23 protein-coding genes are annotated in these 23,642 nt (G+C 65.8%); 9 read left to right on the forward strand and 14 right to left on the reverse strand.

The genetic code is table 11. The features are described 5' to 3' along the window. Positions 1-14 precede the first annotated feature (14 nt). Both ABIC76_RS18320 and ABIC76_RS18325 read right to left on the reverse strand, forming a co-directional pair. Positions 15-1,061 (reverse strand): alpha/beta fold hydrolase, encoded by a 1,047-nt coding sequence (locus tag ABIC76_RS18320; RefSeq protein WP_354534846.1) that lies wholly within the window; start codon positions 1,059-1,061, stop codon positions 15-17. Between the two features lie 38 nt (positions 1,062-1,099). Continuing rightward, positions 1,100-2,020, reverse strand: coding sequence for a DMT family transporter (locus tag ABIC76_RS18325; protein ID WP_354534847.1), 921 nt, complete (start codon positions 2,018-2,020; stop codon positions 1,100-1,102). Between the two features lie 141 nt (positions 2,021-2,161). Here ABIC76_RS18325 and dapC point away from each other — a divergent pair, with 141 nt between their 5' ends. Genes dapC through prmB form a run of 7 tightly spaced genes read left to right on the forward strand, consistent with a single transcriptional unit; the run spans position 2,162 to position 7,705 of the window. Next, positions 2,162-3,361: a succinyldiaminopimelate transaminase gene (gene dapC / locus ABIC76_RS18330; RefSeq protein ID WP_354535059.1), complete on the forward strand. Its 1,200-nt coding sequence runs from the start codon at positions 2,162-2,164 to the stop codon at positions 3,359-3,361. Between the two features lie 45 nt (positions 3,362-3,406). After that, positions 3,407-4,234: a 2,3,4,5-tetrahydropyridine-2,6-dicarboxylate N-succinyltransferase gene (dapD, locus tag ABIC76_RS18335; protein WP_104565955.1), complete on the forward strand. Its 828-nt coding sequence runs from the start codon at positions 3,407-3,409 to the stop codon at positions 4,232-4,234. 60 nt (positions 4,235-4,294) lie between these two features. Further along, positions 4,295-4,708, forward strand: a complete 414-nt coding sequence (locus ABIC76_RS18340; protein ID WP_102067111.1) for a hypothetical protein — start codon at positions 4,295-4,297, stop codon at positions 4,706-4,708. A 14-nt stretch (positions 4,709-4,722) separates the two neighbouring features. Beyond that, complete coding sequence (locus tag ABIC76_RS18345; protein ID WP_027677486.1) at positions 4,723-5,067, forward strand: arsenate reductase; 345 nt, start codon at positions 4,723-4,725, stop codon at positions 5,065-5,067. 37 nt (positions 5,068-5,104) lie between these two features. Then, complete coding sequence (dapE, locus tag ABIC76_RS18350) at positions 5,105-6,256, forward strand: succinyl-diaminopimelate desuccinylase (RefSeq protein ID WP_354535060.1); 1,152 nt, start codon at positions 5,105-5,107, stop codon at positions 6,254-6,256. A gap of 10 nt (positions 6,257-6,266) precedes the next feature. After that, entirely contained in the window at positions 6,267-6,785 is a 519-nt protein-coding gene (locus ABIC76_RS18355; protein ID WP_354534848.1) for a class IV adenylate cyclase, read from the forward strand. A 17-nt stretch (positions 6,786-6,802) separates the two neighbouring features. Next, positions 6,803-7,705 (forward strand): 50S ribosomal protein L3 N(5)-glutamine methyltransferase, encoded by a 903-nt coding sequence (gene prmB, locus ABIC76_RS18360; protein ID WP_027677489.1) that lies wholly within the window; start codon positions 6,803-6,805, stop codon positions 7,703-7,705. 180 nt (positions 7,706-7,885) lie between these two features. Here prmB and ABIC76_RS18365 read toward each other — a convergent pair whose 3' ends face one another. From ABIC76_RS18365 to ABIC76_RS18405, 9 genes are all read right to left on the reverse strand, one after another. Further along, entirely contained in the window at positions 7,886-8,251 is a 366-nt protein-coding gene (locus ABIC76_RS18365) for a chitin-binding domain-containing protein (protein ID WP_027677490.1), read from the reverse strand. A gap of 325 nt (positions 8,252-8,576) precedes the next feature. After that, on the reverse strand, positions 8,577-9,392 hold the full coding sequence (locus ABIC76_RS18370) for a M55 family metallopeptidase (RefSeq protein WP_354534849.1): 816 nt from the start codon (positions 9,390-9,392) through the stop codon (positions 8,577-8,579). 9 nt (positions 9,393-9,401) lie between these two features. Continuing rightward, a complete protein-coding gene (locus ABIC76_RS18375; RefSeq protein ID WP_354534850.1) occupies positions 9,402-10,427 on the reverse strand; it encodes a DmpA family aminopeptidase in 1,026 nt (341 codons plus the stop codon). Position 10,428: 1 nt separating this feature from the next. After that, positions 10,429-11,328, reverse strand: a complete 900-nt coding sequence (gene gsiD, locus ABIC76_RS18380; protein WP_354534851.1) for a glutathione ABC transporter permease GsiD — start codon at positions 11,326-11,328, stop codon at positions 10,429-10,431. A 10-nt stretch (positions 11,329-11,338) separates the two neighbouring features. After that, a complete protein-coding gene (gene gsiC, locus ABIC76_RS18385; RefSeq protein WP_027677493.1) occupies positions 11,339-12,262 on the reverse strand; it encodes a glutathione ABC transporter permease GsiC in 924 nt (307 codons plus the stop codon). A gap of 69 nt (positions 12,263-12,331) precedes the next feature. Further along, entirely contained in the window at positions 12,332-13,897 is a 1,566-nt protein-coding gene (gene gsiB / locus ABIC76_RS18390; protein ID WP_354534852.1) for a glutathione ABC transporter substrate-binding protein GsiB, read from the reverse strand. A 49-nt stretch (positions 13,898-13,946) separates the two neighbouring features. Beyond that, positions 13,947-15,794, reverse strand: coding sequence for a dipeptide ABC transporter ATP-binding protein (locus tag ABIC76_RS18395; protein ID WP_374220547.1), 1,848 nt, complete (start codon positions 15,792-15,794; stop codon positions 13,947-13,949). A gap of 75 nt (positions 15,795-15,869) precedes the next feature. After that, positions 15,870-16,832: an isoaspartyl peptidase/L-asparaginase family protein gene (locus tag ABIC76_RS18400; protein ID WP_354534853.1), complete on the reverse strand. Its 963-nt coding sequence runs from the start codon at positions 16,830-16,832 to the stop codon at positions 15,870-15,872. Between the two features lie 17 nt (positions 16,833-16,849). Then, positions 16,850-17,839 (reverse strand): MurR/RpiR family transcriptional regulator, encoded by a 990-nt coding sequence (locus ABIC76_RS18405; RefSeq protein ID WP_102067103.1) that lies wholly within the window; start codon positions 17,837-17,839, stop codon positions 16,850-16,852. A gap of 240 nt (positions 17,840-18,079) precedes the next feature. Between ABIC76_RS18405 and ABIC76_RS18410 the strand changes: the two genes are divergently transcribed. Beyond that, complete coding sequence (locus ABIC76_RS18410; RefSeq protein ID WP_354534854.1) at positions 18,080-20,017, forward strand: ATP-binding cassette domain-containing protein; 1,938 nt, start codon at positions 18,080-18,082, stop codon at positions 20,015-20,017. 31 nt (positions 20,018-20,048) lie between these two features. Then, entirely contained in the window at positions 20,049-21,155 is a 1,107-nt protein-coding gene (locus tag ABIC76_RS18415) for a CaiB/BaiF CoA transferase family protein (RefSeq protein ID WP_354534855.1), read from the forward strand. On the opposite strand, the gene ABIC76_RS18420 is transcribed toward ABIC76_RS18415, so the two are convergent. The 3 genes from ABIC76_RS18420 to radA all read right to left on the reverse strand — a co-directional run bounded on the left by ABIC76_RS18420 (position 21,138) and on the right by radA (position 23,642). Continuing rightward, positions 21,138-21,665 carry a 2-thiouracil desulfurase family protein gene (locus tag ABIC76_RS18420; RefSeq protein ID WP_354534856.1) on the reverse strand — a complete coding sequence of 176 codons (528 nt, stop codon included), beginning with the start codon at positions 21,663-21,665 and terminating at the stop codon, positions 21,138-21,140. The genes ABIC76_RS18415 and ABIC76_RS18420 overlap by 18 nt on opposite strands. 16 nt (positions 21,666-21,681) lie before the next feature. Continuing rightward, a complete protein-coding gene (locus ABIC76_RS18425; RefSeq protein WP_232042687.1) occupies positions 21,682-22,161 on the reverse strand; it encodes a disulfide bond formation protein B in 480 nt (159 codons plus the stop codon). Positions 22,162-22,271: 110 nt separating this feature from the next. Next, on the reverse strand, positions 22,272-23,642 hold the full coding sequence (radA, locus tag ABIC76_RS18430; protein ID WP_009238271.1) for a DNA repair protein RadA: 1,371 nt from the start codon (positions 23,640-23,642) through the stop codon (positions 22,272-22,274).

A 23,642-nucleotide genomic window follows, 5' to 3' on the forward strand; every position in this document is an offset into this window, starting at 1 on the left:
CATGACAAACGGCGTCAGTCCGGCCGGCGGGTACGCGAAGGCGCCGGCGCGGCGAGCCAGTCAAGCAGCGCATTGTGCAGCGCATCAGGATCCTGGATTTGTGGCGCATGGCCCGCATCCGGGAATTCCACCAGCGTCGCGCGCGGAATGGCCTTGGCAGCTGCGCGGCCGAGTTCGGGGTAATGCCCCAGCTGCGCCCGTGCTTCGGGCGGCGCCGCGTCCTTGCCGATGGCGGTGGTGTCTTTCTGGCCGATGAGCAGCAGCGTCGGCGGGCGCAACTGGCCGAACTCATAGACGACGGGCTGCGTGTAGATCATGTCGTACAGCAGTGCGGAATTCCACGCCACCAGATCGCGCCCCGGGCCGCGGTACATGCCGGCCAGCATCTGCACCCACGGTTCGTATTGCGTGCGCCATTGCCCGGCGTAGTACGTGGACTGCTCGTAGGCGCGGATGCGCTCGGCGGTGGTTTGCTTCTCACGCGCGAACCATTGGTCGACCGTCATGGACGGCACGCCCTTGGCTTTCCAGTCCTCCAGGCCGATCGGGTTGATCATCACCAGCCGCGACACCGCGCTCGGATACATCAGCGCGTAGCGCGTCGCCAGCATGCCGCCCGTCGAATGGCCGATCAGGATGGCCTGCTCGATCCCGAGCGACGCCAGCAGCGCATGCGTATTGCTCGCTAGTTGCTGAAACGTGAACTGATAGGCGCGCGGCTTGCTCGATTTGCAGAAGCCGATCTGATCCGGGGCGATCACGCGGTAGCCGGCACCCGTCAGCGCGGCGATGGTGCCTTCCCAGGTGGCCGCGCAGAAGTTCTTGCCGTGCAGGAGCACCGCCACCTGACCGTTCGGCCGTTTCGGCGCAACGTCCAGATACGCCATCTCCAGCGCGGCGCCCTGCGACTCGAACTTGAAGAGCTTGACGGGCGCCGGGTAATCGAAGCCTTCCAGGCGCGGGCCATACGCGGGGCCGGTCTCCGCCGGAGCGGCGTGCGCGGCCGCAGCGGCCGTCGACAGTGCAAACGTCAGCGCGATGGAAATCAAACGAAGCAACATCGGCAACTCCTTGGTTGGTTGGCGAAACGCCGGCAGCCTTACTTGCGCCGCGACAGCCCCGACAGCGCCCCGGCCAGGATGATGCAGGCGCCGCCCACCATCTCCTGTGGGGACAGACGCTCTGCCGTCAGCAGCGCCGACGACACGGCCGCGACCACGATCTCGAACAGCATCAGCAGCGCCGCACGATTGGCGGGCAAGCGTTGCAGGCCGCGCTGCACCATCGCATTGCCGCCGACCAGCACGCAAGCCATGCCAGCCAGCAGCAGCCACGTATTGCCCTGTGAAAAAGCCGCCGGTACCGTGCGCACGCCGTCGAGCATCAGCGCAGCCGGAAAGCCCACCAGCGCGCAGCCGGTGAAGACGACCACGGTCCGCATCTCCGGGCGCATGGTCGGATGACGCTGCCCCGCCAGGCGGGACAGCACGTTGTTGCACGCAAAAGCGAGCCCCGCAATCAGCCCCGCCCATTCCGCCGCTGAACCGGGCCACGGCGTGCCGGCCTGGCCCGACCACAGCATCATCACCGCACCCGACAGCGCCAGCGCGAGCAGCACACCGCCACGCCAGCCCAACCGCTCGTGCAGCCACAGGCGTGCTAGCAGCGCCGTCCAGACGGGCGTCAGATAGAACAGGAGCAGCACGCGCATGACCGTGCCGTGCACCGTGCCCCAGACAAAGCCGGCGTTGGTGATGCCCGCCGCGATCCCCAGCGCCGGGATCAGCCACGACCACTGGAACGTCGAAAAGTGACGACGCAGCACCACGGCAGCCAGCACGGCCGCAGCCGCGCCCGCCATCGACGAGGCCAGCATGCTGCCGAGCCCCCAGCCGGCCAGCAGGCGGTACGGATACCAGGAAATGCCCCAGACCGAGGCGCCCAGGAGGATGAAGAGTGCCGCCGCCCATTGCGGCTCGTGGTGGGCGGACGCGTCCGCCGAGGAGGCTATCGATGTCATCTAAGCAATAAAAAAACGGCGGAAATCCGCCGCATGCAGCATTGTCTTGGGGCGGCCAGCACACGTTGGCCGTATAATTTCGGGCTTCCCGGCAAGCGCCCAGCTTGCCCCGCTGACCAGCCCAACACCGCCGCCCACACCGTGAATCCGCGCCTGTCCGCCCTCCAGCCGTATCCGTTCGAGAAACTGAAAGCGCTTGTGAAGGACGTCACGCCCAGCGCCGCCCATACGCCGATCAGCTTCGGCATCGGCGAGCCCAAGCACCCGACGCCGGCCCTGGTGAAAGATGCGCTGACGGCGGCGCTTGGCGGGCTGGCGAATTATCCCACGACGCTCGGTTCCGATGCACTGCGACAGTGCATCGCCGCATGGCTGGAGCGCCGCTACGGCTTGCCGAAGGTCGACCCGGCCACCGAAGTGATTCCGGTCAACGGCTCGCGCGAGGCGCTGTTCTCGTTCGCGCAGACCGTGATCGACGGCAGCAAGCCCGGCGCCCGCGTGCTGTGCCCGAACCCGTTCTACCAGATCTACGAAGGCTCGGCGCTGCTGGCCGGCGCCACGCCGCTGTTCGCCAACAGCGACCCGGCGCGCAACTATGCGCCCGATTTCGCCGCGATCACGCCCGAAGAATGGCGCAACGTGCAGCTCGTCTTCGTATGCAGCCCCGGCAACCCGACCGGCGCCGTGCTCACGCTCGAAGACTGGAAGCAGCTCTTCGCGCTGTCGGACGAATACGGCTTCATCATCGCGTCGGACGAGTGCTACTCCGAAATCTATTTCGACGAGGCCAATCCGCCGCTGGGCGCACTGCAGGCCGCGCACCAACTGGGCCGCGGCTTTGACCGCCTGGTGATGTTCTCGAGCCTGTCCAAGCGCTCCAACGTGCCGGGCATGCGCTCCGGTTTCGTGGCCGGCGACGCCAAGCTGCTCAAGGCCTACCTGCTGTATCGCACGTATCACGGCAGCGCGATGAGCCCGTCGGTGCAATCCGCTAGCATCGCTGCGTGGAACGACGAGGCCCATGTGCGCGACAACCGCGCGCAGTACGTCAAGAAGTTCCAGCAGGTCACGCCGATGCTGGCCGAGGTGCTGGACGTGGCCCTGCCCGATGCAGCCTTCTATCTGTGGGCCAACGTCAAGCGCACGGGCCTGTCGGACACCGAATTCGCACGTCAGCTGCTGGCCGCCAAGAACGTCGCCGTCCTGCCGGGCAGCTACCTCGCCCGCGAGGCGCACGGCACGAATCCGGGCCAGGACTACGTCCGCATCGCGCTGGTGGCCGGCGTGGACGAATGCCTGGAAGGTGCGCGCCGCATCGTCGAGTTCTGCCAGCAACGCTGAACCTGATTTTTCTCTTCTGTTTCCTCTCCGAGAGCCAACAAGACCATGACGCAACAACTGCAATCCCTGATCGACCAAGCGTGGGAAGACCGCGCCAACCTGTCGCCCAAGTCCGCTCCGGCCGATGTCCGCGAAGCCGTCGCCAACGTGATCGGCCAGCTCGATCGCGGCGCGCTGCGTGTGGCCGAGAAGAAGGACGGCGAGTGGATCGTCAATCAGTGGATCAAGAAGGCTGTGCTGCTGTCGTTCCGCCTGGAAGACAACGCGCCGATGGCTGCCGGCGGCTTCACGCAGTTCTACGACAAGGTGCCGAGCAAGTTCGCCAACTACACGGCAGAAGACTTCGCCGCGGGTGGCTTCCGCGTGGTGCCGCCGGCCGTGGCGCGCCGTGGCTCGTTCATCGCCAAGAACGCCGTGCTGATGCCGTCGTACGTGAACATCGGCGCCTATGTGGATGAAGGCACGATGGTCGACACGTGGGCCACCGTCGGTTCGTGCGCACAGATCGGCAAGAACGTACACCTGTCCGGCGGCGTGGGCATCGGCGGCGTGCTGGAGCCGCTGCAGGCCAACCCGGTCATCATCGAAGACAACTGCTTCATCGGCGCGCGCTCGGAAGTCGTGGAAGGCGTGATCGTTGAAGAGAACTCGGTCATCTCGATGGGCGTGTACCTTGGTCAGTCGACCAAAATCTACGACCGCGAAACCGGTGAAGTCAGCTACGGCCGCATTCCGGCGGGCTCGGTGGTGGTGGCGGGCAACCTGCCGTCGAAGGACGGCACGCACAGCCTGTACTGCGCCGTGATCGTCAAGAAGGTCGACGCCAAGACGCGCGCCAAGGTTGGCCTGAACGAGCTGCTGCGCGGCGATTAAGCACCGGCGCAAGGCATGCCTGCTAGTCTTGCGGGCATGCCAACCACTTCAAGCGCAGCCATGTCCGAACGCAATGCCACCGGCTCCCGCTTCGGCAAGCTGCGCCAACGCATCATGGGTCTTGATCCAAACACCATCGGGACTGTCCTGTCGCTGCTGCCCACCATCCTGGAGCAGGCGAACAAGACCATCGACAAGTTCAAGAACCGCAAGAAAGCCGGCACCGAAGCTGCCCGCGCAGAAGGCGCCGCGCCCGACCCGAATACACGCATTGCCGAGCTGGAAGCGGCGATCCTGCAGCAGGCTGAATCCGTCAAGCTGCTGGCTGAGCAGCACGCCATCACCATCGACGCGCTGCGCGACGAAGCCGCGCGGCTGGAGCGCCGCCTGAAGCGCATGACATGGCTGGCGTCCATCGGTTTTGCCTTGGCCGTTGCCGCCCTGTCGTTTGCCCTGCAAGCCTCTCGACACTGATTGCGAATCCCACCATGACGACCCTGCACGGCATCCCCAATTGCGACACCGTGAAGAAAGCCCGCACGTGGCTCGAATCAAACGGCGTTGCCTACACGTTTCACGATTTCAAGAAGCAAGGCGTGAGCGCCGACATGCTGGCCGGCTGGCTCAAGCATGTGCCGCTCACCACGCTGCTCAACCGCAAGGGCACCACGTGGCGCGCCCTGTCTGACGCCGACAAGGCCCGCGCCGAAGACGAAGCCGGCGCCATCGCGCTGATGCAGGCCAACCCGTCGCTCATCAAGCGTCCGGTGCTCGTGCACGGCAAAAGCGTCAACGTCGGCTTCTCGGCGGATCAGTACGCCGCCCTGTTCTAACCACAACAACATCACCGTGACTGTCGTCATGTCGAACATGCAGCCCACGCTTGCCCTCACTGAAGACCTGATCCGCCGCCGCTCCGTCACGCCCGAAGACAAGGGCTGCCAGGACGTGCTGATCGAACGCCTGACCGCCGCCGGCTTCGAATGCGAAACCGTGATCAGCGGCCCGGACCACTTTCGGGTGACCAACCTGTGGGCCGTCAAGCGCGGCCGCGCCGGCACCGACGGCAAGCTGCTCGTTTTCGCAGGCCACACCGATGTGGTGCCCACCGGCCCCGTCGAGCAATGGAGTTCCGATCCGTTCGAGCCCACGCACCGTGACGGCAAGCTTTACGCCCGCGGCGCGGCCGACATGAAGACATCGATTGCCGGCTTCGTGGTGGCCTCGGAAGAATTCGTTGCTGAGCATCCGGACCACGCCGGCTCGATCGGCTTCCTGATCACCAGCGACGAAGAAGGCCCGGCGCACGACGGCACCGTCAAGGTGTGCGACCTGCTGCGCGCACGCGGCGAGCGCCTCGACTACTGCGTGGTCGGCGAGCCGACTTCCGTCTCCACCCTCGGCGACATGGTCAAGAACGGACGACGCGGTTCGCTCTCGGGCAAGCTCACGGTGAATGGCGTGCAGGGCCACATCGCCTACCCCCATCTGGCCAAGAACCCGATCCACCTGGCTGCCCCCGCGCTGGCCGAGCTGGCCGCCGCCAAGTGGGACGACGGCAATGCCTACTTTCCGCCGACGACCTGGCAGATGTCGAACATCCACGGCGGCACGGGCGCGACGAACATCATTCCCGGCCACGTCACGATCGACTTCAACTTCCGCTTCTCGACCGCCAGCACGCCGGACGGCTTGAAGGCGCGCGTGCACAGCATTCTTGATGCGCACGGCCTCGACTACACGCTCGACTGGACGCTGGGCGGCGAGCCCTTCCTGACTGAGCGCGGCGACCTGTCCGAAGCCCTCGCCTCCGCCATCCAGGCCGAGTGCGGCGTGACGACCGAACTGTCGACCACGGGCGGCACGTCGGACGGCCGCTTCATCGCCAAGATCTGCCCGCAGGTGATCGAGTTCGGCCCGCCGAACGCGAGCATCCATAAGATCGACGAACACGTCGAAGTGGCGTTTATCGAGCCGCTGAAGAACGTGTATCGCCGCGTCTTGGAAACGTTGATCGCCTGAGGTTGCCCCGATGGCGCGCAACGTCGAGATCAAGGCGCGTGTGCGCGATGTGGCTGCGCTGATTGAACGCGCGGCCGCCATCGCGGATTCCGGCCCCCAGCGCATCGAGCAGGACGACACGTTCTTCGCCTGCGCGAACGGGCGCCTGAAGCTGCGGCAGTTCTCGCCCGAGCGCGGGGAGCTGATCCACTACTTCCGCGCCAACAGCGCCGGCCCGCGCGTGTCCAGCTACCACATCGTTCCGACCAGCGCGCCCGATGCCCTGCGCGACACGCTGGCCGCCGCCATCGGCACCGCCGGCCGGGTCATCAAGGTGCGCCAGCTGTACCTCGCCGGCCAGACGCGCATTCATGTCGATGCGGTGAAAGACCTCGGCGATTTCGTCGAACTCGAAGTCGTGCTGCGCGATACGCAGTCCGAAGACGACGGCGTGAAGGCCGCCCACCAACTGATGCACGCCCTCGGCATTGCCGAATCCGACCTGCTCGACGTGGCCTACGTCGACCTGCTTGCTGCCACCCCACGCTGAGCCAACTCACGTCACCCATGACCACGCCTACCCTCCCCGCTTCCCACCCGTTCACCACCGTGCGCGACCTGCTGCGCTACGCCGTGTCGCGCTTCACCGCGGCGGGCCTCGTCTTCGGCCACGGCAGCGAGAATGCCTACGACGAAGCCGCCTACCTGATCCTGCACACGCTGCACCTGCCGATCGACACGCTCGAGCCGTTCATGGACGCGCGCCTGCTGCCCGAAGAAGTGGCGGCCGTACTGAAGGTGATCGAGCGCCGCGCCGTCGACCGCGTGCCCGCTGCGTACATCACGCACGAGGCGTTCATGCACGGCATGCGCTTCTACGTGGACGAGCGCGTGATCGTGCCGCGCAGCTTCATCGGCGAATTGCTCGAAGACGGGCTGGAACCGTGGATCGACCAGGAAGACGGCCCGACCGACGTGCTGGAGCTGTGCACCGGCTCGGGCTGCCTGTCGATCCTGGCGGCGCTGCAATGGCCCAATGCGACGATCGACGCGGTGGACCTGTCGCCGGATGCGCTGGTGGTGGCCAATCGCAATGTCGACGAATACCGCCTGCAAGACCGCATCCGCCTGCACGAGGGCGACCTGTATGCGCCGCTGCCGCCGGGCGTGCATTACGACGTGATCCTGACGAACCCGCCGTACGTAAATGAGGCGTCGATGCAGGCGCTGCCGCCCGAGTACCGCGCCGAGCCGCACATGGCGCTGGCCGGCGGCAACGACGGCATGGACATCGTGCGCCGCATCCTGGCCGACGCACCCCGGCACCTCAAGCCGCACGGCGTGCTGGTGGTGGAAATCGGCAACGAGCGTGAAAACGTTGAGGCGGCGTTCCCCGATCTCGACCTGGTCTGGCTGCCGACCAGCGCGGGCGAAGACCAGGTGTTCCTGGTGACGCGCGAGGCGCTTTAAGGGCGCGGGGTTCCGAACCCCACTTCTCTGGTTCTGGACTCGATGATTGCCGTTCAGAACCCCATGCGCCGGGCTTTGAACCGCGCATTTGACGTTCGGAACCCGACGCGCCGAGTGCAACGCTCCGGCGAGGCCGCAACGGCCGCAACGGCCGCCTCAGCCGAAACACCCAAAACAGCGTCAGGACTTCACCTCATCACAGGCGTCTTTCACGACGCAGATCGAAAAGCGCTTATCGAACACCTGGCCGCTCGGGCAGTGGTCGAAGACGGCTTGCGACTGGGCGTCGCAGGTGGCGTAGGCGGTGGTGCAGTTGGTGCGCACGGGTTGCTTGGGGCCGCGGTTGGTACCGTCGTCGATCATGAAGCGGCCCGAGGGCGCGGGGCATTTGAATTCTGCGGCAGCCTTGGCGAGCGCGGCGGCGGCCTTTTCGGCTTTTGATGTTTGAGGCGCGGGCGGATTGGGGGATGGGCGGCGGTCGCAGGCGGTTACCGTGACGACTGCTAGCGCACACAGCAACGTGGTGAGTGTGAGTGCGCGGGTCATGGGGGGCTCCTTCGGGGTTGGGTGTCCTGAAGTTTACGCTGGGGTTGGGGGTTTGGGTCCATCCTCTGTTTCGTCCCCTGTCGGGGCCGACCTACTTTCTTTGTCTTGCCAAAGAAAGGTAGGCAAAGAAAGGCGCGCCCGAGATGGCGACTTCCCCTTGAATTTATGTAACCGGGCGGAGACGGGAAAAACTCGCTTCGCTCAGACAGTTCCCCGTCTTTTTTCCGCCCGCTTACAGAAATTCAAGGCGCCATCAAGGGCAGGAACGTCAACGGCCAAACCGTCTGAGCGCGAGCGTTGGCGCTGTGATGTGCTGAGCTGGCGCTCAGCGGAGCATCGCTGACATGGCAGAGAGGCTGTTGAGCATGCGTACGGCATGTTCTACGGAGTCGGCGGCGAAGCGCAGCGTCGTGCCGTCGATGCGCTCCAGGGCGGGCCATTGGCAGAACAGGTCGGCCTGTGCGGGTGTTTGCGTTTGCAGGCGGCAGACGATCGGGGCCTGGAGGCGCAGCGGCATGCTGAAATGGCCTCGCCGTACCGTGGCTTTCACCGCGGCGTAGATGGCTTCGCACGACTGCTCGGGCGAGAGCGATGTCCCGGCGTTCTGGCCTTCGGCCTGCTTGGTCTCGACGAACGTGGTGTGCGGCAGCAGCGGTTTCGTTTCCTTGATGAACACATCGTCGCCGCTGGCCACGGCGACCGGCACACCGCGCTCGCCGGCCAGGGCGCCGTAGAGGCCGGCTTCGCCCAGTTCCTGTTCGTTGAACCAGACGCGCGCAAAGGCAAAGCTGTTGATGGTGTGAGCCAGCACACCGCGACTGCCGGCGCGCGCGTGGTAGCCGATCATGCAGACGGCATCGCAGCCGTCCACGCCGGCCATCATGCTGAGGTAGCGCGGCTTGCCGAGGACGAAGCGTGCGCGGCGGTCGATGGAATCGGGGATGAGGTTGCGGAAACCGCCGTGCGAATCGTTGACGAGCACGTCCGTGGCGCCGCCGTCGAAGGCACCGCGCACGGCGGCGTCGGCTTCGGCGGTCATCCAGCGGCGGGCGCGTTCGTATTCGCCGTTGCCGGCGCGCGTCTGCTCGGGGTGGAACACGTTGGCCACGCCTTCGATGTCGGCGGAAATCAGGATTCGCATGGAGTCAGGTCAGATCAATTGGGTCAGTGCGCGGCGCGTGTTGCCGTCGCGGCCGGTGACGGCGGTTGCGTGGAACAGCGCGTGCACGATGGCTTGTTCGACGCTGTCGGCGGCGGCCTGGAACAGCGGGTCGAGGTGCGACTCGTGTGTCATGGCGACGGCCGGCATGGCGCGTGTGCCTTCGTGCGGCACGGTGTAGGCGGTGGAGAACGCCAGCGCGATGTCGCCGCTGCCGTGGCCGAAGACGGAACCGGTACGCGCCAGGCCGGCGCCCGCGCGCAAGGCGAGGCGGCGCAACTGGCGTGCGTCAAGCGGCGCATCCGTGGCGAGCAACATGATGATCGAGCCCTTCTCGGGCGTCGGCGCGCCTGCGGCCAGCGCTTTCGCCAGCTCCACACCGACGTGGCGCCCTGCAAGCGTCAGGTTTTCGGTCACGCCAAAGTTGGACAGCACCAGCGCGCCCACCGTGCGTTGCGTGCCGTCAGCGAGTATCACCACGCGCGATGCAGAGCCGATGCCGCCCTTCACGCCGAACGACGACATCCCGCGCCCTGCCCCGACCGCGCCCTGCTCAAACGCTTGGGCTGCTGCAGCGTAGGCCGCGTCGTAGTGCACGTCCTGCACGGCAAACGCCTGCAGGTCGTTCAGGTAGCCGTCATTGCATTCGAAGACGAGCGGATTGACGGTCGACCATGCGCGGCCGATCTGCGGGTTGGCGGCAACCGCCTGGCGAATCTGCGCTTGCGCCACGGCGCCCACGGCAAACGTGTTGGTCAGCGCAATCGGCGTTTCCAGCACGCCGAGTTCCTCCACCTGCACGAGGCCGATGCTCTTGCCGAAGCCGTTGAGCACGGCGCTGGCGGCGGGCACCTTGTCGAGAAACGGGTCGCCGGCGTGCGGGCGTACCACGGTCACGCCGGTCTGGATGTCGCCGCCGGCAATCGTTGCATGGCCGACCGTGACGCCGGCCACGTCGGTGATGCTGTTGCGTGTGCCGGCCGGCAGCGTGCCGATGGCAGGAAGGCGGATCGGCATATCAACGGCGGTCGATCTTCGGATCCAGCGCGTCGCGCAGGCCGTCGCCCAGCAGGTTGAACGCCAGCACGGTCAGGAAGATGGCCAGGCTCGGGAAGATCGCCACGTGCGGCGCCGTCACCATGTCGGCGCGCGCCTCGTTGAGCATCGCGCCCCACTCCGGCGTGGGCGGCTGTGCGCCCAGGCCCAGGAACGAAAGGCTGGCAGCGGTGATGATCGAGGTGCCGATCCGCATCGAGAAGTACACGACGATGGATGAAATCGTGCCCGGCAGGATGTGCCGCATGATGATCGTCCAGTCCGATGCGCCAATGCTGCGTGCGGCTTCCACATACGTCAGGTGCTTGAGCATGAGCGTATTGCCGCGCACCAGCCGCGCAAACGCCGGAATGCTGAACACCGCTACGGCAAAGATCACGTTGATCATGCCGTTGCCCAGGATGGCCACGATGCCGATGGCCAGCAGGATGCCGGGGAAGGCGAACAGCACGTCGGAGATGCGCATGACGATGCGGTCCCACCAGCCTTCGTAGTAGCCGGCCAGCAGGCCGAGCATGGTGCCCACGATGGCGCCGATGATGACCGACACGAAACCCGCTTCCAGCGAGATGCGCGTGCCCATCAGGATGCGGCTGAAGATGTCGCGGCCGAGCGAGTCGACGCCGAACCAATGCTGCGCCGACGGCCCCGCGTTGAGCGCGTCGTAGTCGAAATAGTTTTCCGGGTCGAATGGCACGATGTGCGGCGCGAGGATGGCAATCAACACCAGCGCGATCACGAATACACCGGCGCCCATCGCCAGATGCTGCTTGCGGAACTTGCGCCAGAACTCTGTCCACGGGGTGCGGACGGGTTCGCTTGCGGTTTGCGGTGCAACCGCCTGGCTTGCGGCTTGGGTCATGGCGGCCTCCTTACTTCTTGTAGCGAATGGTGGGGTTGATGACGGTGTACAGCATGTCCACCACGAGGTTGATCAGGATGAACTCCAGCGAGAACAACAGCACCTCGGCCTGGATGACCGGGTAGTCGCGCATTTCCACCGCATCTACCAGCAGGCGTCCGAGGCCCGGCCAGTTGAACACCTTCTCCACGACGATCGAGCCGCCCAGCAGAAAGCCGAACTGCAGACCCATCATCGTGACCACCGGGATCATCGCGTTGCGCAGGCAATGCTTGATGACCACCACCGTCTCGCGCACGCCCTTGGCACGGGCGGTGCGCACGAAATCCTCCTGCAGCACTTCCACGAACGATGCACGCGTGAAGCGCGCCATCACGGCGGCCACGGCCGCGCCCAGCGTGAGCGAAGGCAGGACGTAGTGCTTCCAGGTATCTGCGCCGATGGACGGCAGCCAGCCGAGCTGCACCGAGAACACCTCCATCAGCAGCATGCCCAGTGCGAACGCGGGAAACGAAATGCCCGACACGGCGAGCGTCATGCCCAGACGGTCGGGCCACTTGTTGCGCCACACGGCGGATGTGATGCCGATCACCATGCCGAAGATCACCGCCCACACCATGCTGGTGATCGTCAGGTTGAGCGTCGGCCAGAAGCGTTCGCCAATCTCTTCGCTCACCGGGCGCTTGGTGCGGATGGAGTTGCCGAATTCACCGCGTGCGGCGTTGGCGAAGAAGCGCACGAACTGCTCGTGCATCGGCTTGTCCAGGCCCAGGTCCTTGCGTACGAGATCGACCGTCGTCTCGTCCGCTTCGGGGCCGGCGGCCAAACGCGCCGGGTCGCCGGGCAACAGATGCACGAACAGGAACACCAGCACTGCCACGATCAGCAATGTCGGGATCACGCCCAGCACACGTTTAATGAAATAGTTCAGCATGGAAAATCCACCGCAGGCGGCATTTCAATGGCCCGCGCAAGGCTGCGCGGGCCGGTACGGCAATGAGGCTTACTGCTTGACGTCGATGTCGTCGAAGCTGAACGAACCGTCCGGCGCCACGTAGGCACCCGACAGACGCTTCGAACGTGCGTAGACGATCTTCTCCGTCACCAGGAAGGCCCACGGTGCGTCTTCCCAGATGCGCTTCTGCGCGTCGGTGTAGAGCTTCGACTTCTCTGCGCGATCGGTCGTGCGCAGCGCGCCGGCGATGTCGGCATCCACCTGCTCGTTCTTGTAGTACGCCGTGTTGAACGACTTGGGCGGCATGGCTTCCGAGGCCAGCAGCGGACGCAGCGCCCAATCCGATTCACCCGTCGACGACGACCAGCCTGCGTAGTACATGCGCACGCCGGCGTCTTCCGGCTTCGGCACGCTTTCGACGCGCTCGACGCGCTGGCCGGCTTCCAGCGCCAGCACCGAGGCCTTGATGCCGACCTGTGCCAGTTGCTGCTGCACGAACTGGATGATCTTCTGCGCCGTCGTGTGGTTGTAGGCCGACCACAGTTGCGTCTCGAAGCCGTTCGGGTAGCCCGCTTCCTTCAGCAGCTCTTTCGCCTTGGCCGGGTTGTACGGCCACGGGCCCAGCTTGACGGCGTAGTCCACGCCCGGCGGCACCACCCCTTCAGACGGCACGGCGTAGCCCGCAAACGCCACCTTGGTCAGCGCATCCTTGTTGATGGCGTAGTTGATCGCCTGACGCACCTTCGGGTTGTCGAACGGCTTCACGTTCGTGTTGAAGCTGACATAGCGCTGGATGATCGACGGCGCTGCAATCAGGTCAACCTTCGGGCTGCTCTTGAGCACCGCGGCCTGCTCGAACGGAATCGTGAATGCAAAGTCGGCTTCGCCCGTCTGCATGACGGTGGCGCGCGTGTTGTTGTCGACCACCGGCTTCCAGGTGATGGTGTCGATCTTCGGCAGGCCATGCTTCCAGTAGCCGTCGAATTTCTTGCCCTTCAGGTAGTCGGTCTGCTTCCATTCGACAAACTCGAACGGGCCGGTGCCGACCGGGTGGAAGGCGATGTCCTTGCCGTACTTCTTGAGTGCCGTGGGCGAAATCATGGCCGCCGACGGGTGCGCCAGCACGTTGATGAACGGCGAGAACGGCTCCTTGAGCGTCACGCGCGCGGTGTACGGATCCACCACTTCGGTCTTCGCCACGCGGTTGAACAGCACGAAACGTTTGAGCTTGTTGGCCGGGTCCGTCACGCGGTCCAGGTTGGCCTTGACGGCGGTGGCGTCAAACGTGGTGCCGTCGTGGAACTTCACGCCCTTCTTCAGCTTGAACGTGTAGACCAAGCCGTCCTTGCTGACGTCGTAGCTGTCGCACAGCACGTTGACCAGCTTCATGTCCTTGTCGAAGCCGAACAGGCCTTGATAGAACGACTTGGCCGCGCTGAACGACAGCGTGTCGTTGGCGTCGTACGGGTCCATCGTGGTGAAGGTCGAGTAGACCGCCATCACGGCGTCCTTGGCGGCAAAGGCCGGCATGGTGAATGCCGCCAGGGCCAGGCCGCTGGCAACCATGGCTGCGCGCGGGCCGAATGCGACTCGGTGGGCAAAGCGATTGAACATTTCCTTCCTCCTCATCAAAGATGACGTCTCACTGCGTTCTGTATTGCGATTAATACGCGCCGCCAATCGAATGGCGGGCAACAAAGTGGTCTGGCGCCACTTGCACCAACGGTTGCACCACCGGCAGGTCGCCAACGGCACGGATCGGGCTCGGGATTTCGTGCGTGGAAAGTTCACGCTTCAGGTGACGGCGTGCCGGGTCCGCAATCGGCACGGCCGACATCAGCTTCTTCGTATAGGGATGCTGCGGGTTTTCGAAGATCGCGCGGCGCGGGCCGATCTCGACGATCTGGCCGAGGTACATCACGGCCACGCGATGGCTGATGCGCTCCACCACCGCCATGTCATGCGAGATGAACAGGAACGCAACGCCAAACTCCTTCTGCAGGTCGAGCATGAGGTTGACGATCTGCGCCTGGATCGACACGTCCAGCGCCGACACCGACTCATCGGCAATCACTACCTTCGGGTTCAATGCCAGCGCGCGCGCAATGCAGATGCGCTGGCGTTGCCCGCCCGAGAACTCATGCGGATAGCGCGACGCATGCGCGGCCTGCAGGCCCACCTTGTCGAGCAGCCATTCCACGCGTTGCTGCGCCTCTTTGCCGGAGGCCACCTTGTGCACCAGCAGCGGCTCCATGATGGAGTAGCCGACCGGCACGCGCGGGTCCAGCGAGGCGAATGGGTCCTGGAAGATGAACTGGATGTTTCGGCGGAGCGTCTGGAGCGCAGGCCCCTTCAACTCGCCGATGTTCTGGCCGGCAAATTCGATGCTGCCGCTCTGGCACTCCACCAGACGCAAGAGCGACCGTCCCGTCGTCGACTTGCCGCAGCCCGATTCGCCGACCAGCGCCAGCGTCTCACCAGGGTAGAGATCAAAACTGACCTGCTCCACCGCATGCACCCGGCGCGTGACGCGGCCGAAGATGCCCGTGGGCACGTCAAAGCGCGTGACGAGATCACGCACACGCAAAATGGGTTGCACATCGTGCGACGCCGCCGGTTGCGGTGTCGTATCGACTGCGGCGGCGGTGCCATCCACACGCAACAGCGGAAAGCGCGCCGGGCCATCGGTGCCCTGCATCGAGCCGAGGCGCGGCACCGCCGACAGCAGCGCACGCGTATACGGATGCGCCGGCTGTGCGAAGACCGTGGCCGACGGGCCCTCTTCCACGCGATCGCCCTTGTACATCACGAGCACGCGGTCGGCGACTTCCGCCACCACGCCCATGTCGTGCGTGATGAACACCACGGCCATGTGCAACTCCTGCTGCAGCGCGCGGATCAGTTGCAGGATTTCGGCCTGGATGGTGACGTCCAGCGCGGTGGTGGGCTCATCCGCAATCAGCAGCGACGGTTTGCATGACAGCGCCATCGCGATCATCACGCGCTGGCGCATGCCGCCCGACAGCTGGTGCGGATAGCGCCCCAGCACATTGCGCGCTTCCGGAATGCGCACCAGCTCCAGCATGCGCAGCGCCTCGGCCTTGGCTTCACTGGCGGGCTTACCCTGGTGCAGGCGGATCGATTCGGCAATCTGCTCGCCCACGGTGAACACCGGGTTGAGCGAGGTCATCGGCTCCTGGAAGATCATCGCGATGTCGGCGCCGCGCACGCCGCGCATGGCCGCGGGGCTGGCGTTGGCCAGGTCCAGCACCTCGCCGTTGCGCCGGCGCAGGTGCATCTGTCCGCCGATGATCTTGCCGCCGCCGTGCTCCACCAGCCGCATCAGCGCCAGCGAGGTCACCGACTTGCCCGAACCCGATTCGCCCACCACGGCCAGCGTCTCGCCGCGATCCACATGGAACGACAGGTTGCGCACCGCGTCGACCACACGTTCGGAGGTGGCAAAGCGCACGCTCAGGTCTTGCACCTGCACGACGCGCTGATCGGGCATGGCAATGGCGCTGCTGGCACTGGGCTGTTTGGTTGCTGTCACGACAAATCTCCTGCTGTCCTGCTTCGCTGCTTCTTACCGATAGATCGACACAACCGGCGCCTGCGCGCCGCGTGCGAACCCGCGGTACATCCCTTCGGTGTTGAACGGCAACGCGACGTTGCCCTGTGCGTCCACGGCAATCAGCCCGCCGCGGCCGTTGATGGCCATGAGCTTGCGCATGACCACGTCGTCGGTGGCATCGGCCAGTGACTTGCCGGCGTATTCCATCTGCGCAGCCACGTCATAGGCTGCCACCACGCGGATGAACATCTCGCCCGTGCCCGTGCACGACACCGCTGCCACGTTGTTCGCAAAGCAGCCCGCGCCGACGATGGGCGTGTCGCCCACGCGGCCTACCTTCTTGTTGGTGACGCCGCCCGTGGAGGTGGCCGCCGCGAGGCGCCCTTGCGCGTCGCATGCCACGGCGCCCACGGTGCCGAACTTGTTGTCGGGGTCGATGGGCGCCGCTTCCTTGGCCATGAGCGACGCGGCATCGTGATCGAGCAGCGCCATGCCGTCTTGCTGGCGAGCGCGCTGCCATTGGGCGTAGCGCGCCTCGGTGTAGTAGTAGTCGGGCTCGACAAACTCCAGGCCCTGCGCTTGCGCGAAAGCCTCGGCGCCTTCGGAGGTGAACAACACGTGTTCGCTGCGCTCCATCACCGCGCGGGCCGCGAGGATCGGGTTGCGCAGGCGCTTGACGCAGGTGACTGCGCCGGCCGCCAGCGTGGCGCCGTCCATGATCGAGGCATCGAGTTCGTATGTGCCTGCGCTGGTGAGCACCGCGCCCTTGCCCGCGTTGAACAGGGGGCACTCTTCGAGCAGGCGCACGGCTTCGGTCACGGCATCCAGGGCGCTGCCGCCGTCCATGAGAATGCGTTGCCCGGCGGCCAGGATGTCGTGCAGCGCCTGCTGGTAGGCGGCTTCCTTGTCGGCGCTCATGGCCGTGCGGGTGATGGTGCCGGCGCCGCCGTGAATGGCGAGGATGGGCGTAGTCATGCGTGGCTCGATGTAAATCAGTTTTCAGCGGTGCGTTTGCGGCCGCGTCGGGTGGTCGTCGATGTGCCGGGAGCGTTCGCGGCGTCGTTGGCGCGCGGCGCCGGGGCGGTATGCAGCCACGGCAGCACAAATTCAGTCAGGCGTTCGGCCGATTCCAGCGAATGCGCCGAGCGATGCGCCACCGCGCCGCACAGCGCTTCGAACAGCGCCACGGCAGCCGTGTCGGACGTTGCCGAGAACTGCCGCTCCGGCCGCGCATACAACGCAATGTCGGCCAGCGGCGCGAGCGGCGATGTGGGGCTGTCGGTCAGCGCCAGCAGCTGGCAGCCTTGCTTGCCGGCCTGCTTGGCCAGCGTGATGGTGTCGGCCGCATAGCGCGGGAAGGCGATGGCGATCAGCAGATCCTTCGGCCCGATCTTGCGCAGCTGGCGCGCCGCATCCGATGCGCCGCCCGGCTGCGAAACCGAGATCACCGTATCGCAGTACAGATCGAGCCCATGGCGCAGCAGCCCCGCCAGATAGCCACTGGCGCCAAAGCCCATCACGTAGATGCGCTGGGCGCCGAGGATGGCGTCGACCGCGCGTTCGCACGCAGCGGCATCGAGCATGCGGCGCGTGGCATCAAGGTTGGCGATGTCTTCGTTGAGCGAGGCCGCAAAGATCTCCGCGCTGGTGGCCGGGCGTGCCAGCTCGTGGCGCAGTTTTTCCACCGGCGCGAGCGTCGCCTCGAAGCCGCGCAGTAGCCCCGCGCGGAACTGCGGATAGCCGTCAAAGCCCAGCGCGAGCGCAAAACGGTTGGCCGTGGCAATCGACATGTCGACCGCGGCGGCAAACTCGTCGATGCGCATGGTGGCCGCGCGGAACGGGTTCGCCAGCACGTATTCCGCCATGCGCTGGTGTGCCGGCGTGAGCGTGGCAAGGGCCGCTCCAATGCGCTCGGAGACCGTCGCATCGGCGGCGAATGCGCCTTTCGACACATCCGTGCGCTTGCTGGTGGATTTCGCCATGTTCCTGGGCCGTGAAAATTTTGTGTAAATGTATTTTCACGAATCGGCCGTGTAAAGAAAAAAACTTTCATGAAGACCTATGGTTTTCCCTAGGTCCAATGCCGCCGCACAGATTGCGGGCGAGCGCTGCTTCGGCACGGTGCAATGCACCAGTCCAAACGCCTCCGGCGCGCCAGGATCGTGCGACGCAGCACGCTACAATCGCAGCCTTCTCCGATTTGCCTTCAAGCGCAGTTTTTCGTGATCCGATTCGACGACCTCGTCCTCCAGCGCGGCACCAAGGTGCTGTTCGACCACGCCACCGCCACCCTCAACCCCGGTGAACGGGTCGGCCTTGTCGGCGTGAACGGCAGCGGCAAATCCACGCTGTTTTCAATGCTGCGCGGCGAATTGCACGCCGACGGCGGCGAAGTCGCCATCCCGCCCACCTGGCAGGTCGCGCACGTGGCGCAGGAAACGCCGGCCGTCGACCGCAGCGCGCTCGACTACACGCTCGACGGCGACACCCGCCTGCGCGACATCGAACGCCGCCTAGCCGCGGCCGAAGCGGCGCACGACGGCCACGCACAGGCCGAAGCCCACACCGCCTTTGCCGATGCCGACGGCTACACCGCACCGGCGCGCGCGCAGGCGCTGCTGCTCGGTCTCGGTTTCACGATGGCGCAGACCTCGCAGCCGGTGGCGAGTTTTTCGGGCGGCTGGCGCATGCGTCTGAATCTGGCCCAGGCGCTGATGTGTCCATCCGACCTGCTGCTGCTCGACGAGCCGACCAACCACCTGGATCTGGACGCCGTGGTCTGGCTGGAAGACTGGCTGTCGCGCTACGCCGGCACGCTCGTCATGATTTCGCACGACCGCGAATTCCTCGACGGTGTCTGCAACGTCACGCTGCATATCGAGCACCAGAAACTCAAACGCTACGGCGGCAACTACACGCAGTTCGAGACGCAGCGCCTGCAGCAGATGGCGCTGCAGGAAGCGTCGTACGCACGGCAGCAGAAGCAGATCGCGCATCTCGAATCGTTCATCACGCGTTTCAAGGCCAAGGCCAGCAAGGCCAAGCAGGCGCAGAGCCGCGTCAAGGCGCTGGAGCGCATGGAGCGCCTCGCGCCCGTGCATGCGGCGGCAGGCTTCTCGTTCGAATTCCGCGAGCCTGAGGCGGCGCCCAATCCGATGCTCACGTTTGAAGGCGTCGATTGCGGCTATCCCGGCCCGAGCGTTGATGAGCCCATCACCATCCTCAAGCACCTGACGTTTTCGATCCAGACCGGCCAGCGCATCGGCCTGCTGGGTGCCAACGGCCAGGGCAAGTCGACGCTGGTGAAAACGCTGGCCGAGACGCTGGCGCCGCTGTCCGGCACGATCCGCCGCGGCAAGGGGCTGCAGATCGGCTACTTCGCCCAGCACCAGCTCGAAACGCTGGACGATCACGCCTCGCCGCTGCTGCATCTGGCGCGGCTGGCACCCGACGTGCGCGAGCAGGAACTGCGCGACTTTCTCGGCAGCTTCAATTTCCGCGGCGACATGGCGACCTCGCCCATCGAGCCGTTCTCTGGCGGCGAGAAGGCGCGCCTGGCGCTCGCCCTGATCGTCTGGCAGCGCCCCAACCTGCTGCTGCTCGACGAGCCGACCAACCACCTGGATCTCGACACGCGTGAAGCGCTGACGATGGCGCTCGCCCAGTTCGACGGCACGCTGATCCTCGTCTCGCACGATCGGCATCTGCTGCGCGCCACGACCGACCAGTTCCTGCTCGTCGGCCAGGGCACCGTCGCCCCGTTCGACGGCGATCTGGACGACTACCGCGACTGGCTGCTCAAGCAGGCCGCGGCCAAGCGCGCCGCCGCCGGCGCACAGGCGGCTTCGGCCGATGCAGATGGTGCACCGGCCACCAACCGCCGCGACCAGAAGCGCGAAGAGGCCGCCGAACGTCAACGCCTGAATGCGCTGCGCAAGCCGCTGCAGAAGAACGTCGACGCCATCGAAAAACGCATGGCGCCGCTGCAAAAGGAAAAGGCGGACATCGAAGCCTTCCTCGCCGATGGCGCCGCGTATGAAGAGGCCAACAAGGCACGCATGATGGAAAGCCTGCGCCGCCAGGCCGAACTGAACGCCGAACTCGACGCGCTGGAAGAGCGCTGGCTCGAGCTGCACGAACAACTCGAACAAATCAATTGAGGCTGGCGCGTCCGGCCAAGGAGACCTGTTGATGACATCGCCGTCGCCGGACACCGCCACGCATCAGCCACTGACCGGCGTGCGCGTGCTCGACCTCACGCGCCTGCTGCCCGGCCCGGCCGCCACGCGCCACCTGGCCGATCTCGGCGCAGAAGTCATCAAGATCGAAGACCCCGGCGCCGGCGACTACGCGCGCGACATGATGCGCACCCCCGCCGACCGCGCGGCAGAACGCCCGAGCCTGTTCTTCCGCTCGCTCAATCGCGGCAAGACCGAAATGCGGCTCGACCTGAAACGCGCCGAAGACCGCGACGCGCTCATCGAACTCGTACGCCACGCCGATGTGCTCATCGAAAGCTTCCGCCCTGGCGTCATGGCGCGCCTCGGTGTCGGCTGGGACACCCTGCGCGCGGCCAACCCGGCGCTCGTCATGTGTTCCATCAGCGGCTACGGCCAGGACGGCCCGCTGGCGCAAGCCGCCGGCCATGACATCAACTACGTCGGCTATGCGGGCATGCTCGACCAGCTCGCCAGCACAGACGGCACGCCCATCGTCCCGAACGTGCAGATCGGCGACCTGCTGGGCGGCGCGCTCACGGCGGTGGTCGGCATCCTGGCCGCGCTGGTCGACGCGCGCGCCACGGGCCGCGGCCGCTACATCGACGTATCGATGACGGAGTCGGTGTTCGCGCACAACCTGATGGCGTTCTTTGCCGTCGGCACGCGCGGCAAGGCCAGCCCCGCGGGCGCCGATCTGCTCAATGGCGGCGTGCCGTGCTACGGCGTATATCGCACGGCGGACGATCGCTTCATGGCCGTCGGCGCGCTCGAATTGAAGTTCTGGCAGGCGATGTGCGAGGTCATCGAAAAGCCCGAATGGAAAGCGCAGCACTGGGCGCTCGGCCAGCGCGTCGGCGGCGATGAGGCACGCGCCATTCGCGATGAACTTGCTGCGCTCTTCCTGACCGCCACGCAAGCCGAATGGACCGCCCGTTTTGCCGATGCCGATTGCTGCGTCACGCCCGTGCTGCGCATGGAAGAAGCGTTGCAACATCCGCTCTTTGTCGAGCGCAACAGCGTGGTGAAGGAGAACGGCGAGCCCGTGCAGCTCGCCTTGCCGCTACGGTTTGCCGATTGACGAATCGGCGCGGTCCTGCGCGTCGAGCGCATCGAGCAGGCGCCCGGCTTCTTCCAACTCGTGCTGGCTGAACACGCGGATGCCGTGTTGACGCAGCAGCGCTGCCGTCACGCCCTCGCCTTCCTGCAGCTGGCTGGAAAACGTCCCGTCGTAGAGAAACGCAGAACCGCAAGACGGGCTGCGCTCGGTGAGCACGGCGACTTGCACGCCGGCCACCTGCGCCGCTTCCAGTGCGCGCTGCGCGCCTTGGAGAAACGCTTCGGTGACATCGTGGCCGTGGTGTTCGACGACACGGGCTGCGCCGCGCAGTACCGCCGCGCCACCGCCCTCGCCGTGAATTTCTGCGGGCAGACGCGGCACCGGCAAACCGCCGGCCATCTCCGGGCACATCGGCACGATGCGCCCTTCCATCTGCCAGCGCGCCAGGATGCCGCCCTCGGTGGCGACCGTGCCGCCGTCATAGCGCACCGGCTGGCCCAGCAGGCAGGCACTCACCAGCACGCGTTGCATGATCGGCGGCCCCGGCTCAGCGGCGCTCGCGGCGGATCATCCCCACCACCAGCGTCAGCGACAGAATCACCAGCCAGATCAGCGACCACACCGGCACCGACAGGCCCAGCACCGGCGGCATCGGCCCGACGCACAGGCCATCGGCTTCGAACACCTGGGGCAACCATTTGGCAGTCGGCAGCGCGTTGACCCAGTTCTCGATCGGATCGATGCCGCACGTTGCCTTGGGGTTCAGCAGCAGTGATACGTGGTACCCCGCGACACACAGGCCGGCCAGCCCCGACAGCATGCCGAGCCCGTGCCACAGCAGCCGCGTGGCCGACGACAGCGCCGCCAGCAGCGAGAACACGCCGATGCCGAGGAACGCAAACCGCTGCAGGATGCACAGGGGGCATGGCTGCAGCCCCTCAACGTGCTGCAGGTACAGCGCATAGCCGACCAACCCGAAGGAGATCACGGCAATCAGCAGGAAAAAGGCGCGCGAGTTGGCTTGCATGGCGGCGTCAGTTCAGAGAAGTCATGGAGAAAAGTTGGCGGATTATCGCACCGCAACGGCACATGCATTTTCAAATGGCATCAGCGATACCGTTGCGAAATGTTGAACGATCAAGCCTCCAGCGACCGCACCCGGTCGATCGCCTGTTCAATGCGCTCGACGGCAATGACCTCCAGCCCGTCGATCGCCTGCTTGGGGGCGTTGGATTTCGGGATCACGGCAATCGAGAAGCCCAGCTTGGCGGCTTCCTTCAACCGCTCCTGGCCGCGCGGCGTCGGGCGGATTTCCCCGGCCAGGCCGATCTCGCCGAACACCACCAGCCCGCGCGGCAGCGCCTTGTTGCGCATCGACGAGTGGATCGCCAACAGCACCGCCAAGTCCGCCGCCGGTTCGGTAATCTTCACGCCGCCCACCGCGTTGAGAAACACGTCCTGATCGAAGCACGCAATGCCGGCATGACGGTGCAGCACCGCCAGCAACATCGCGAGCCGGTTCTGTTCCAGCCCCACCGCCAAGCGGCGCGGATTCGGCACGTTGGCCGTATCCACCAGCGCCTGGATTTCGACCAGCAGCGGCCGCGTGCCTTCCTGCGTTACCAGCACGCACGAACCCGGCACCACCTGCTCGTGCTGCGACAGGAACAGCGCCGACGGATTGGCCACGCCGCGCAGGCCGCGCTCCGTCATCGCAAACACGCCCAACTCGTTGACGGCGCCAAAACGGTTCTTGAACGCACGCACCAGCCGGTAGGCGGAATGCGTATCGCCCTCGAAATACAGCACCGTATCGACAATGTGTTCGAGCACACGGGGGCCCGCCAGCGCGCCTTCCTTGGTCACATGGCCGACCAGAATGGTGGTCACATCCAGCCGCTTGGCAATGCGCGTCAGCTGCGCCGCGCACTCGCGCACCTGCGCCACGGAGCCCGGCGCCGAGGTCAGCGCCTCGGAATACAGCGTCTGGATCGAATCGATGACGACGACTTCCGGCTTTTCCGTCTCGATGGTCGCCTGGATGCGCTCAAGCTGGATTTCTGCCAGCAGCGCGAGGTTCGGGCTTTCGATGCCCAGGCGCCGTGCACGCAGCGCGATCTGCGAGCCGGATTCTTCGCCGCTTACGTACAGCACCCGCCGATCGGTCGACAGGTTGGACAGCGCCTGCAGCAACAGCGTCGATTTACCGATCCCCGGATCGCCGCCAATGAGGACTACACCGCCGCTGACCAGGCCGCCGCCCAGTACGCGGTCAAATTCGTCGATGCCGCTGGAGAAGCGCGGCACATCCACCGCGTCGATGTCCGACAGCTTGCGTACCGTCGCGCTCGACGCCAGCGACTGGAAGCGCGCGCCCGCGCCGGACGTCGGCTGCGCGACGGTTTCCACCAGCGTGTTCCACTGCTGGCAATTCGGGCACTGCCCCGCCCACTTCGGTGCCGTGCCGCCACATTCCGTGCACGTATAGACCGTCTTGCTCTTGGCCAA

It is taken from the genome of Ralstonia sp. 1138 (genome assembly GCF_040544795.1).
Taxonomy (GTDB): domain Bacteria; phylum Pseudomonadota; class Gammaproteobacteria; order Burkholderiales; family Burkholderiaceae; genus Ralstonia; species Ralstonia flatus.